The sequence below is a fragment of the Vibrio hyugaensis genome, from assembly GCF_002906655.1.
Lineage (GTDB): Bacteria > Pseudomonadota > Gammaproteobacteria > Enterobacterales > Vibrionaceae > Vibrio > Vibrio hyugaensis.
The window spans coordinates 804,008-816,421 of record NZ_CP025795.1 but is presented as its reverse complement, the minus strand read 5'-3'; the positions used below and the strand labels follow the sequence as shown (position 1 = coordinate 816,421).

At 45.6% G+C, this 12,414-nt stretch carries 12 protein-coding genes; 3 read left to right on the top strand and 9 right to left on the bottom strand.

What is annotated here, in order from left to right:
- Positions 1–53 precede the first annotated feature (53 nt).
- A complete protein-coding gene (locus tag C1S74_RS20885; RefSeq protein ID WP_045399709.1) occupies positions 54–458 on the bottom strand; it encodes a globin family protein in 405 nt (134 codons plus the stop codon).
- 295 nt (positions 459–753) lie between these two features.
- On the opposite strand from C1S74_RS20885, the gene C1S74_RS20880 reads away from it, so the two are divergent.
- Positions 754–1,410 (top strand): NAD(P)H-dependent oxidoreductase, encoded by a 657-nt coding sequence (locus C1S74_RS20880; RefSeq protein ID WP_045399707.1) that lies wholly within the window; start codon positions 754–756, stop codon positions 1,408–1,410.
- Between the two features lie 155 nt (positions 1,411–1,565).
- On the opposite strand, the gene choV is transcribed toward C1S74_RS20880, so the two are convergent.
- The 7 genes from choV to C1S74_RS20845 all read right to left on the bottom strand — a co-directional run bounded on the left by choV (position 1,566) and on the right by C1S74_RS20845 (position 9,778).
- Positions 1,566–2,750: a choline ABC transporter ATP-binding protein gene (gene choV / locus C1S74_RS20875; RefSeq protein WP_045399703.1), complete on the bottom strand. Its 1,185-nt coding sequence runs from the start codon at positions 2,748–2,750 to the stop codon at positions 1,566–1,568.
- A 1-nt stretch (position 2,751) separates the two neighbouring features.
- Positions 2,752–3,594: a choline ABC transporter permease subunit gene (gene choW, locus C1S74_RS20870; RefSeq protein WP_005425967.1), complete on the bottom strand. Its 843-nt coding sequence runs from the start codon at positions 3,592–3,594 to the stop codon at positions 2,752–2,754.
- A 62-nt stretch (positions 3,595–3,656) separates the two neighbouring features.
- Positions 3,657–4,595, bottom strand: a complete 939-nt coding sequence (locus C1S74_RS20865; protein ID WP_045399701.1) for a choline ABC transporter substrate-binding protein — start codon at positions 4,593–4,595, stop codon at positions 3,657–3,659.
- Between the two features lie 29 nt (positions 4,596–4,624).
- Complete coding sequence (gene betA / locus C1S74_RS20860) at positions 4,625–6,325, bottom strand: choline dehydrogenase (RefSeq protein WP_045399699.1); 1,701 nt, start codon at positions 6,323–6,325, stop codon at positions 4,625–4,627.
- Between the two features lie 19 nt (positions 6,326–6,344).
- A complete protein-coding gene (betB, locus tag C1S74_RS20855; RefSeq protein WP_045399696.1) occupies positions 6,345–7,805 on the bottom strand; it encodes a betaine-aldehyde dehydrogenase in 1,461 nt (486 codons plus the stop codon).
- A gap of 16 nt (positions 7,806–7,821) precedes the next feature.
- The gene (gene betI, locus C1S74_RS20850) at positions 7,822–8,421 is read right to left on the bottom strand and encodes a transcriptional regulator BetI (RefSeq protein WP_045399693.1); all 600 of its coding nucleotides are present in this window, start codon (positions 8,419–8,421) and stop codon (positions 7,822–7,824) included.
- A 403-nt stretch (positions 8,422–8,824) separates the two neighbouring features.
- On the bottom strand, positions 8,825–9,778 hold the full coding sequence (locus C1S74_RS20845) for a sensor domain-containing diguanylate cyclase (RefSeq protein WP_231578838.1): 954 nt from the start codon (positions 9,776–9,778) through the stop codon (positions 8,825–8,827).
- 325 nt (positions 9,779–10,103) lie between these two features.
- Here C1S74_RS20845 and C1S74_RS20840 point away from each other — a divergent pair, with 325 nt between their 5' ends.
- Positions 10,104–10,424 carry a hypothetical protein gene (locus C1S74_RS20840; protein ID WP_045399686.1) on the top strand — a complete coding sequence of 107 codons (321 nt, stop codon included), beginning with the start codon at positions 10,104–10,106 and terminating at the stop codon, positions 10,422–10,424.
- Positions 10,425–10,663: 239 nt separating this feature from the next.
- On the top strand, positions 10,664–10,825 hold the full coding sequence (locus C1S74_RS26550) for a hypothetical protein (RefSeq protein WP_167391153.1): 162 nt from the start codon (positions 10,664–10,666) through the stop codon (positions 10,823–10,825).
- 306 nt (positions 10,826–11,131) lie between these two features.
- Here C1S74_RS26550 and C1S74_RS20835 read toward each other — a convergent pair whose 3' ends face one another.
- On the bottom strand, positions 11,132–12,394 hold the full coding sequence (locus C1S74_RS20835; protein ID WP_045399684.1) for a metal-dependent hydrolase family protein: 1,263 nt from the start codon (positions 12,392–12,394) through the stop codon (positions 11,132–11,134).
- Between the last annotated feature and the right edge of the window lie 20 nt (positions 12,395–12,414).

The window sequence follows — 12,414 nt, the reverse complement described above, 5'->3', positions numbered from 1 at the left end:
CCCAGATTGCGTGACAAAGTGTTTCGCCTCCCTCAGGCAAACACGCTTTGTTGTTAAACGTTTTTGCACTCTTTCTTCATGATCGCTAATCCGGTTTCAAAACACTGACGCCATGCGTATTCAACGCTTTCATCAAAATTAGAATCACACTGTTTTACGGTTTCCAGTAAGCTTTCAAACCAAACATCGATATCTTCTGGGGCTACGCCAATATTTCCTTGCCCATGTTTATTGCCGTACTTTCGCATCATGTCGCGGGCGTCTATTGAGGTATCTGCCATCATCACAAACACGATGGAACCTTTGAGCATTCGGATTTGCTTTTTCATGTCTACGCCATCGAACTTTTGCCTGAAGTTCTCGCCTTTCGACCAAAAGTTGCCATAAAACAAATCAAAGAACTCATCGTGTGCAACGCAACGTTCGTAGCTGTCGTTAAAAACTTCGATTACGTTCATTACTTTTTCCTCTCGCTAACTGCGTAGATTATGAACCTAATTTGATAAACAAAGCAAATTACTAAGCTTTTTTCAGGTCAAAGTGACGCTAAGACGAACATTTAAACGCGAAGGTTCGCTTTGTTTGTTTTCATCCGTTAAATTCGATTTTCAATAAAAAATAGAAAGTGATTTAAATGAAACGCGTATTATCAATTCGAAAAAAATCGATATTATGGACTCACTTTCGAGGTACGCATGGTTGTCGATGCTAAGCGCATTCTCATTTGTCTAATAATATTAAGAGGATATAAACGTGTCTCATCAAATCATTACAGACCTAAACAACCGTTACACAGCTAAAAAATACGACGAAGAGAAACGCATCTCTCAAGAAGATATGGCAATCATCAAAGAAGCCATTCGCCTATCTGCGTCTTCTATCAACTCTCAGCCTTGGAAATTCATCGTAATTGAGAGTGACGAAGCGAAACAGCGTTTCCACGACACGTTTGCTAACATGCATAAGTTCAACCAACCACACGCTAAAGCAGCGTCTCACACTATTCTGCTAGCGTACGACCCAAAATTCACTAAAGAGAAATTCGCGAAGCGTGTTGATGCTGAGGTAACTTCTGGTCACCTACCAGCAGATATGTACGACATGTTCATGGGTGCTTACGCATTTGCTGAAGCAAATACAGATGAGAGCGGCTACAACGGCGGTTGGACGAAAGCGCAAGTTTACATCGCGCTTGGTAACCTACTGCACACGCTAGCGCGTCTAGGTATCGACTCTACTCCAATGGAAGGTGTTGACCCAACACTGATCGGCGAAGAGTTCAAAGCAGAACTAGACGGTCACGTATGTGAAGTTGCACTAGCAATCGGCTACCACAAAGACGGCGAAGACTACAACCAGGGTCTACCAAAAGCACGTCTAAATATGGATGACGTAATTACTACTCTTTAATGAGTATGCCTCCTAGCTCCTTAGCTCCTAGCCTAGCTATCTAAATCATTGTTCAAATTGAAAGAGCCGCACTTCTTAGTTTCTTAGTCTAAGGGTACGGCTCTTTTTTTGTTTTGCTGAGGGGGAATCAACAAACGTTTTGAGATAATAGACAGCTACGCCACTTGCTTGGACTTAAAGTTACCAAGCAGCGCATCGTACAACTCGTTATCACTCAATACGCCCACTAACTTATTATCTTCTACCAGCAAGATAGGCTGATTACTGCGTTGCTTCAGCTCGATCGCCTCACGCATGCTGATGTCTGGGTTAGCTTGAACGACTGTGCTTTCGCCAATGTCATCGAGCGTGGTTGAATCGCTTTCCCAATTCACCAACGACTTATCGGAATCCACTAGCGTTACACCTTTCGGTTCTTGCTCGACCCAAATCTGCTTATCTGCACACACCAATACACGGTCATTCTGCTGCTTAAGCTCGGTGCTGGCTTGCATCAGTGAACGACCTTTCAATACGTTAAGCGGATTAGTGTGAGCCACAAAGTCCGCCACATAGTCGTTTTCTGGCGCAAGGATGATTTGCTCAGGCTTGCCGTGTTGAATCAGTTTGCCCGATTCCATAATGGCAATGTTGTTACCGATTTTCAGCGCTTCATCTAGGTCATGGCTCACAAACAAAATCGTCTTATTGAGCTTCTCTTGCAGTTGAATCAATTCATCTTGAAGCTGAGCGCGAATAAGTGGATCGAGCGCAGAGAACGGTTCATCCATTAACAAGATGTCAGTATCCATAGCAAAAGCACGAGCTAAACCAACGCGTTGCTGCATACCGCCAGAAAGCTCATGCGGGAACTTACTCTCCCACTCGCTTAGCCCAACCATTTCTAGTTGTTCACGCGCCTTTTTGCGACGTTCCGCTTTGCCAATACCCTGCATCTCAAGCCCAAAAGCCACATTATCTAATACGGTTAACCACGGCATAAGCGCAAACTTTTGGAACACCATCGATACGCGATGAGTTCGCAAGTTACGTAGAGTCTGTTCGTCACAGTTGGCAAGCTCTACCATGTCGTCGCCATCTTTGATTTTGAGTGAACCGCGAGAGATCTCATTCAAACCATTAACGGCACGAAGCAGGCTGGATTTACCCGAACCGGAAAGTCCCATCAATACACAGATCTCACCTTGCTTGACGCTCATGGAGACCTTATCAACACCAACCACTTGTCCGGTTTCATCAATGATCTCTTGACGAGACTTGCCTTGGTCTAGTAGCGCCAATGCTTGCTCTTGCTGCTGACCAAACACAACATCGAGGTTTTCAATCGTAATTGCGTCCATGTTATGCCTCCTTCTGGTTTGGTGCTTTGCACAAGCGGTCGAGAATAATCGCGACTAAAACAATCGCTAAACCTGCTTCAAACCCTTGAGAAATGTTCACGGTGTTCAGTGCTCGTACGACTGGTTTACCCAGACCGTCGGCACCGACTAGCGCCGCAATCACCACCATGGAAAGCGACAACATAATGCACTGCGTAACGCCCGCCATAATGCTTGGCAATGCTGCTGGGAGTTCGACTTTGAATAGCAATTTCATGCGACTGGCACCAAACGCTTTACCCGCTTCAATCAGCTCTTCTGGCACTTTGGTGATGCCAAGGTAAGTCAGACGAATTGGCGCTGCAATGGCAAAGATAATGGTGGAAATCAGACCCGGTACGATACCCAAACCAAACAGAACCAATGTTGGGATCAGATACACAAACGTTGGTACCGTCTGCATTAAATCGAGTATCGGGCGCAATAAGGTATACAACCACGGGCGATGCGCCGCCATGATGCCAAGCGGCACGCCAATTAATACGGAAATCGTTGTCGCAGCGAAGACGAGAACAAAGGTTTCCAGCATTTCTTGCCAGTAGCCGAGGTTAAGGATAGTCAGCAGCGCCAGCACGATAAACACGACCAAAGGAATGCTGCGGTGTAGGAACCACGCAATCGCTGCGGTCATGATGATTGGTGCTGCCGGTGGCATCCATTTGAAAATATCCACCACGAAAAGAATGATGGTTTCGAGAAAAATAGAGATAGCATCAAAGAAACCCGACGCGTTCATGGTTAACCAATCCACGCCCGTTTCCATCCATTCGCCCAACGGAAGTTTGTTGTCCGTAATAAAATTCACAATAAAACCTTTGTGTTAAAAGGGGGGCATCGCTGCCCACCTGTTCCTTAAGAGAGGAATGATTAAGCGTTTGTTTTTAAGTAAGAAGTAATCGCTTGTTTTGCGTCTTTACCATCCAGCGTCTTCACGCCTTCTAGCCATGCTTCAAATTGTTGTGGGTTGGCATTCAACCATTCTTGTGCTGCTTTCGCTGGCTTCTGTTTTTGGTTCAGAACCGCTTCCATCAACTGGTTTTCCATCTCTAGGCTGAACTCTAGATTCTTAAGCAGTTGACCTACGTTTTGACACTCAGATAGGTAATCTTGGCGCACGTTGGTGTAGACATTCGCACCACCATAGTTAGGACCAAAGAAGTCGTCGCCGCCAGATAGGTATTCCATCTCAACATTGCTGTTCATTGGGTGCGGAGCCCAACCTAGGTAAACGATCCACTGGTTACGGCGCACTGCGCGAGACACCTGAGACACCATGCCTGCTTCACTTGATTCCACTAGGCTGAAGTCTTTCAAACCGAATGCATCACTGTCGATCATATCTTGAATCAGGCGGTTGCCATCGTTACCCGGCTCAATGCCGTAGATGCGGTCTTTAAACTTGTCAGCATGTTTTGCCAAGTCAGCAAAGCTTTTCACGCCCGCGTCGTACACATACTTTGGCACTGCTAGTGTGTATTTCGCGCCCTCTAGGTTTGCGCGAACGGTTTCCACTGTGCTAGCTTCACGGTATTTGGCAATATCGCCTTCCATGGTTGGCATCCAGTTGCCTAGGAATACGTCAATGTCGCCGTTTGCCATTGAAGAGTACGTCACAGGTACAGACAGCAGATCGATCTTGGTTTTGTAGCCCAAGCCTTTTAGCAGTTCAGAGGTAACAGCTGTGGTTGCAGTAATGTCTGTCCAGCCTACATCGGCAAATCGAACAGTTTCACATTGGTTAGCGTAAGCACCTGTCGCCACTGCACTCAGCGCGATAGATGAAAAGATTTTTGTCATCGTAGACATGTTTAAATTCCTTGTAATGATTACTGACTTTATGAGATTGAGCTTAAGTCTCTTTTCGGCGGACGCATTCTTTGCGTCTCTTGCCAGTTCGGAGCAATCCAAACTGGTGTGTTATTTGATTCTTCGAGTACGTTCCCCAAGATCATGTCCGCGGCACGCTCTGCGACCATGATGGTTGGTGCGTTTAAGTTGCCATTCGGAATTGTTGGGAAGATGGATGAATCCACCACACGCAAGCCTTCAATGCCGCGCACTTGACAGGCTTCATTTAGAACTGCCATTGGGTCATTGTCTGCGCCCATTTTGCAGCTACACGATGGGTGGTAAGCACTTTCCACGTTTTGCTTCACCCACTCATCAATCGCTTCATCGCTAGTGATGTTAAGACCCGGTTGGATCTCCTCGCCGCGGAACGCATCCATTGCAGGTTGGTTGAGGATTTCACGCGTTAGACGAATACAGTCTCGCCAATCCTGCTTATCTTGCTCAGTGGAGATGTAGTTGAACTCGATTTTTGGCTTGTCATTTGGGTTGGCAGAAACCACTTCAACGCTGCCGCGACTCTCTGGCTTGTTTGGACCAACATGCACTTGGAAACCGTGACCATCAAACGCAGCACGACCGTCATAACGCATTGCGGCTGGTAGAAAGTGATATTGAATATTTGGCGATTTCAATCCTTCACGAGAACGGATGAATGCACACGATTCAAAGTGGTTGGTTGCGCCCAAACCTTTACGCGTCAAAATCCACTCCGTACCAATCAAGCCTTTGCTGATCAAACCTAACTTGCTGTTAAGCGTGATCGGCTGTTTGCAGTGGTACTGGAAGTACACTTCAAGGTGGTCTTGCAAGTTCTTACCCACACCTTCTAGTGCGTGTTTCACTTCAATGCCTGCTTTCTCAAGCACTGTCTTTGGACCAATCCCCGAAAGTTGCAGCAGTTGTACCGAGCCGATAGAGCCTGCGCTCGACACGACTTCTTTGTTGGCGAAACACTGTTTAATTTTGCCAGATTGTTCGAACTCAATGCCGACCGCTTTCTTGCCTTCAAGCAAAATACGGTGAGCGGTCACGCCTTTCATCAAGGTGAAATTACTGCGTTTTTTTGCACGGCTTAAGTAAGCGTTAGAAGTAGAAGCACGCACGCCTTTGTCTACCGTCATGTGCATGGGACCGAAGCCCTCTTGCTGATAACCGTTGTAATCTTGCGTTTCTGGGTAGCCTGCATCTTTACCCGCTTCAATAAACGCTTGGTAAAGTGGGTTCAACTTCATATCGTTGCCGTTGCACGTCCCTACCGGACCGCTGTCGCCACGGTATTCGTCTGCGCCGCCTGTCCATGTTTCCGCTTTACGAAAGTACGGTAGACACGCTTGGTAGTTCCAGCCTTTCGCGCCTTCTTCTTCCCATTCGTCAAAGTCACAAGCATGACCACGAACATAAACCATGCCGTTGATCGAAGAGCTGCCGCCTAACACTTTGCCGCGTGGACAATGCAGTTGACGTCCGTCTAACCCCTCTTCCGCAACAGTTTCGAACTGCCATGCGTACTTTTCAGTGTTCATTGGGTAAGACAGCGCCGTTGGCATTTGGATGAAGATGCTCTTGTCTGAGCCACCCGCTTCTAGCAGCAATACTTGGTGCTGACCGCTTTCACTCAGACGATCCGCCAAGACACAGCCTGCCGAACCAGCACCGACGATGATGTAATCGTAGTGTTGTTGCATTACAAATCCTCCAGACTGATTAGGCGTAAGGGCTGTCGAAATCGCCCAAATGCACTAACACGCTCTTGGTTTGGGTGTAATGCTTAAGGGTCTCAACACCATTTTCACGTCCAATGCCAGACAGTTTGTAACCACCAACTGGCATTTCAGCTGGGGAATCACCCCAAGTGTTAATCCAACAAATGCCAGCTTGGATTTGACGAATGACGCGGTGTGCACGAGAGAGATTTTGCGTGAACACGCCAGCCGCAAGTCCGTAATCGGTGTTGTTAGCGCGTGCAATCACTTCGTCTTCATCACTGAACTTAAGCACTGACATTACGGGACCAAAGATCTCTTGCTGCACATGCGGCATGTCGTCTTCGCAATCAATGAAAACCGTTGGCACAACAAAATTACCGCTCGCCAAACCATTGTCTGTGACTTTATAGCCGCCAGTCAGCAACGTTGCATTGCTTACTTTCGCTTGCTCGATTGCGGAAAGAACTTTTGATTCGTGCTCTTTGGAAATTAGTGTGCCAATTTGGGTTTGCTCATCAAGCGGATCGCCAACCACCAGCAGCTCGGTACGAGTTTTCAGTTGAGCGACAAAATCGTCATAAATACCTTCATGAACGAATACGCGAGTACCGTGCGTACAAACCTCACCTTGGGTGTAGAAGTTTGCAACCATTGCAGCAGAAACCGCGTCGTCTAGCTTGGCATCATCAAAAATGATCATTGGCGATTTACCGCCAAGCTCCATAGTGACTTGCTTCAGCGTATTAGCACTGTCACCCATCACGACTTTGCCCGTACCAGATTCACCCGTGAAAGAGACTTTAGCGATATCTGGATGTGCGGTGAGCATTTGCCCTACTCGGTAATCACCTTGAATAACGTTGAACACGCCATCTGGCAAACCAGCTTCGCTGTAGATTGCTGCCAGTTTGAGTGCAGTTAACGGGGTTTCTTCTGATGGCTTGAAGATCATTGCATTACCCGCAGCAAGCGCAGGTGCCGACTTCCACATTGCGATTTGGATTGGGTAGTTCCATGCACCAATGCCCGCACAAATGCCCAGAGGCTCGCGGCGAGTATAGAAAAACTGTGATTCATTCAGCGGTTGCTGTTCGCCATGCATGCTAGGTGCAAGACCTGCGTAGTATTCGATCACATCCGCACCCGTTGCAATGTCTACGCAATTCGCCTCTTGAATCGGTTTGCCTGTATCCGCAACTTCTAGTGCCGCCAATTCGTCGTTTCTTTCACGAAGTAACGCCACCGCTTTAAGCAAAATGCGGCTTCGTTCTGTCGCCGTCATGGCAGACCAAATCGCAAAACCGCGCTTGGCTGATTCAATTGCCGCTTGCATATCTTGCTGGTTAGCCTGCTTCACATTCGCAAGCGGCTCACCATTGGCGGGATTGTATGTGGTGAAGTGTTCTTCTGAGCATCCTAGGTGCATCGCACCATCGATGTAGTGTGCTTTCATATCCATTTGAAGGTTTGACTCTTTATTTTTGTTTTGAGTAGAACGTGAGTTGTTTATCGAGATAGTCGTTAATAATGACGCGTGCTTTCTCTGCATCGATGCCTTGCGGGTTGAGCGTTCCGCGCAGCCAAATGCCATCAATCAGTGACGCAATACCATGCGCCACCAGCTCTGCTTGGTCTTGATCCAACAAAGCTTTTAATTCTTTTTTTAGGTGAGAAAGGAGGCGTCGTTCATTCACTCGTTGCAGACGTTTGAGCTGCGCGTCATGCATGGAGTACGACCAGAATGCCAACCAAGTTTTTGCCACTTGGTTCTCGGCTTGGAAACCCACAAAGTTGCCGTCGATGATGGCGTTAATACGTTGATGATGCTCATCAGCAGGTAACTTGCTTAGGTTCTCTTTGATGGTAGCGGAGAGCTGGCGCAGGATTTCACGCATAGTCTCTTCTAACAGACCGTGCTTACCACCGAAATAGTGATTAATGATCCCCGTTGATACTCCAGCTTCTTTGCTGATCAACGAGATACTCGCGGCGTGCAAACCTACTCTGTCAATGACCGACATCGTCGCTTTGACCAGCTGCGGTTTTCTGATTTCAGGCATCCCAACCTTGGGCATTTTGCATCCTTGTTATTTTTAATTGAACGGTTAGTTAAATATAAAATGCCTTAAAATTAGTTCGAACTCAAACCAATTATCTAGAAAAAAGATCAGAAACAGCTGAATACTTTCGATAATAATCATTACTAAAACATTGGTAAAGTGAGATTAACGGAGTGTTAACAATCGAAAATGAAAGAGTAAAATTATTATAAATCAATAATTAAAGTCAATTAACCAATATTTATCGACACAAATCGGCATGAGCAACACATACACATCAAAAGCATAAACAAAGATAAATACATCGAACTCAAATAATTTCTACTCTTTTAATTTTAGAGATATCAATTGAGCAAGGAATGCCGAACCGTTCTCCAACGTGTTATCAAATGTAAACAAATCAACCTTCATAAATAGACTATTTATTATTGATTACCGTCAGATCTTCCACCTCAGAATGATGTCTACTCACTTGTTCACGCTCAGCGCTACAAACTCGGTTTCGCCCTAAGGTTTTCGCCCTATACAATGCCTTGTCCGCCATACGGTAGCTTTGCTCAACCGAGCGATTGATCATGGTAATACCGCTACTGATAGTAATGCCCAATACGCTTTTCGATTGAATGGTTTCTTTCAGACGATAAATTGCTTCAAATGCATTACGAACGTTGGTCTCTGGCATGATGATGGCGAACTCTTCTCCGCCAACACGAGCGACGATGTCTGTCTCTCGACACTGCGCTTGCATCAACTTTCCCAGTTCTTTGAGCACTTGATCACCAACATCATGGCCATGTTGGTCGTTGATTTGTTTGAAGTGGTCAATATCGATAATGGCTAACGTGGTATTAGAAGCCTCGTAACGGTCAGCGATAGTCGCATGACGCGCTAACTCTTTGTCAAAACGACGACGATTCCAGCAGCCAGTCAGTGGATCTTTTTCAGCAAGGTTCTTTAGCTTGTTCTCTAAACGAGCACGGCGACTGATATCTCTAAAGCTCACGACATAACGGTCTCTCATTCCCACCCCCATTTCATAATGAGTCACATGAGTATCGAGTGTTAAGTGATCACCAAAGCGATTGGTGACTTTAATCTCACCTTTCCAATGGGCTTTTGCACCAAGCTTATCTAGCGCCTCATTCAAGGTACTAAAACCATATTGGGTAAGGTTTTCACCGTTTAGTTGGGAGCGAGTATAACCAATTAACTTAGCAAAACTCTTATTAGCAAAGTCAATGCGCTGGTGCTGGTTAAGGATAACCACCCCGGTTATTGAGTGCGCGGCAATGCCGGCAATCTTTTCATCAATACGCCTGCTCTCTAGTTGATAGTTACGCAACACCATCATCAACCCGATGACAAGCAACATGAGAGCCTGCCAACTATAGTCATGCGTAAGAGTATAAATTCCCCAACCTGTAATAGTTAACAGATAAACAAAAGGAAGGAACTTTCGCTTGGTGTCGCTAGTAAATTGTCTCGCATTCATAATGCGTGCTCCGAATGATTCGATAAGCAGAGATTATTGAATTCAAGCAATTAAGATTTACCAATTCGCGCCACGCGTTCATCGCTGACATGGTTCTGACAAAATAAGTATCGTGATTTGTTCTTCGTCAATGTCGCTTAATGGCAATTTTTGAACGTCATTCATCTTTACATTACTCATCAGATTGATTGAATTTGGAAAGAAAATGAAAGCACATAACGCCCTTTTGATTTTACTGACTAGCACCATCGGTTTTAATGCTTACGCGATCACTGACGCCAGCAAGATTGGCGCAAACGCTGGAGCAATGAGTTACTGTTACGACCACATCGCATCAGGCAAAGACAAATCAAAGTATCGCTTATTGAAGCTGAAAACCTTGGAAGAATACCAAGATCTAGACAGCGATGACCGAGCGAGAGCGCTTGTTATGAAGAAAGCAGCTGAGGATGGTGAATACCTTGGCGATCCGCTGGACAAATCTCGCTGCAACAGCCTCAGAAAAATGTTATTTGTGAAATACTAATAGCACCAGAATCCAGCAAAGCCATCACTTGTTAGTGGTGGCTTTTTTTGTATTTATTCAGCGCCAATCAATAAATTCATGGGAAGTATCTTTAGAGAGTCAAACCAATATTAATTTTCTATCTTTACGTCGAGAGTGGCGCTAAATGGTAAGCCCATGTTCTCCCTTATTCCTACTATATCGCTACAGGGTATGCATTGAGCGACAGGAGTCCCCCACTTAAAAAATGAGAGACAAATATGACTTACGCAGAGTTCAAACAAACTGATTTACACACTTGCCTGACGGTTGCTGGCGAGTTAATGATGACAATTGGCAAAGTTGCCTTCAAAACCGTAAATATTTTATTCAAAGCCCTTTGTTGGTTGGCCGTTAAAACTTACCGTTATGTTATGAAGTAAACTCGTTCGAGTCCCCTTCTACTTCTCTCCCTCTTTCAATCGAGAACCTTCTTTATTAAAACCGTGCCTTATTTAAGGCGCGGTTTTTATTCATCTTCCATATTGTCTGGTCATTTTCTTTCTTTAACTCATTCACCTGTTGCCGTTTACTCCACTTCCTCGGACTACCTAGAACAACTGTCCCTCATATAACTGTTTGGACAGAACACTGGAGAGTTCCATTCGCGCTTTTTATTAACTAATTACACACGGTTTAAAACGCAAAAAGGTGCTCAATGAGCACCTTTAGTAAGGGAGGTAATTCGCTTATAGCGTGTTCTTGTAAACCAGACCGTCTTTCATGATCAACTTTTGTGTTTCAGTATTTGCGATACATTCCACACCCTCTAATGGGTTCCCATCGATGATCAGTAAGTCTGCGTAAGCACCTTCAACGATTTGACCCAATTTACCTTCTTGGTATGGGTGTTGGTAAGTCGACATTTCGAATAGACGACCACAGTTTGATGTCGCCATGCGCAGCGCAGTGATGGTGTCGAACGTTTTCTCAATTGCACGAAGTTCATTCAGTTGCGTTGCATGTACATTGGTTTCGCCTACACAGTCAGTACCAAATGCGAGGTTTTGAATATCGTATTTCTTGATAAGGTCTGCCGACTTAAACATCGCCTTACCAACGCGCTCGGTTTTTCGGTAAGTCTCTTCGTTTGGCAACGGGATCTTACGTTCTGCAATCAATGATGACGTGAAGTATGATGGAACAAGCCAAATGCCTTTCTCTTTCACAATTTGAGCGATTTCTTCATCCATAATGGTGGCGTGCTCAAAGGACATTACGCCTGCCTCTGCGGCACGTTTCATCGCTGGCGCTGTATGAATATGAGCCGCCACATAGGTTCCATAATCGCTTGCCGCTTCCACCGCCGCTTTCATTTCATCTAACGTGTATTGCAACGTATCCAGTGGATCGAACGTCGAGGATGCACCACCACCTGCCATCACTTTGATTTGTGACGCCCCCATAAATAACTGCTCACGAACGGCTTTCAACACTTCAGCACGACCATCAGCGACCTTCATTGCACCCAACTTCATCATTGGAGAATCTTCATGACCATTCGCTAAACGTTCTTGAGCTTGGTTTTGACGGTAGTCAGCGTGACCACTGGTTTGCGAGATTGCAGCCATAGATGGCAGAATGCGTGGACCTTTGGCATAACCTTTATCGATACTGTTCTTCAAACCTAGGGTATTACCGGCCACATCACGAATGGTAGTAAATCCGCGCATCAACATCTCTTCTGAAATTTTCGCTGAACGAATCGCCACTTCTTCACGCGTCATGGTATCAATCTCGTTGAAAGGCGCTGATAGCGTGATGTGCACGTGCGCATCAATCAAACCTGGCATCACCGTTTTTCCTTCGGCATCAATGACTTGATCAGCATTCGAGTCATCCACTTTCCCGATTTGCGTGATTAAGTTGTTTTCAATCAGAAGATCCACATTATTCAGAAGTTGCTCACCTACACCGTTAAACACGTTGGCATTTTTAATTACGATACTCATGGTTTCTATCTCCGAGTCAG

Coding starts and splice junctions, on each gene's coding strand:
- C1S74_RS20885 (WP_045399709.1), bottom strand. CDS start 458: ATGAACGTAATCGAAGTTTTTAACGACAGCTACGAACGTTGCGTTGCA.
- choV (WP_045399703.1), bottom strand. CDS start 2,750: ATGGACGCAATTACGATTGAAAACCTCGATGTTGTGTTTGGTCAGCAG.
- C1S74_RS20865 (WP_045399701.1), bottom strand. CDS start 4,595: ATGTCTACGATGACAAAAATCTTTTCATCTATCGCGCTGAGTGCAGTG.
- betA (WP_045399699.1), bottom strand. CDS start 6,325: ATGCAACAACACTACGATTACATCATCGTCGGTGCTGGTTCGGCAGGC.
- betB (WP_045399696.1), bottom strand. CDS start 7,805: ATGGATATGAAAGCACACTACATCGATGGTGCGATGCACCTAGGATGC.
- betI (WP_045399693.1), bottom strand. CDS start 8,421: ATGCCCAAGGTTGGGATGCCTGAAATCAGAAAACCGCAGCTGGTCAAA.
- C1S74_RS20845 (WP_231578838.1), bottom strand. CDS start 9,778: ATGTTGCTTGTCATCGGGTTGATGATGGTGTTGCGTAACTATCAACTA.
- C1S74_RS20840 (WP_045399686.1), top strand. CDS start 10,104: ATGAAAGCACATAACGCCCTTTTGATTTTACTGACTAGCACCATCGGT.
- C1S74_RS26550 (WP_167391153.1), top strand. CDS start 10,664: ATGACTTACGCAGAGTTCAAACAAACTGATTTACACACTTGCCTGACG.
- C1S74_RS20835 (WP_045399684.1), bottom strand. CDS start 12,394: ATGAGTATCGTAATTAAAAATGCCAACGTGTTTAACGGTGTAGGTGAG.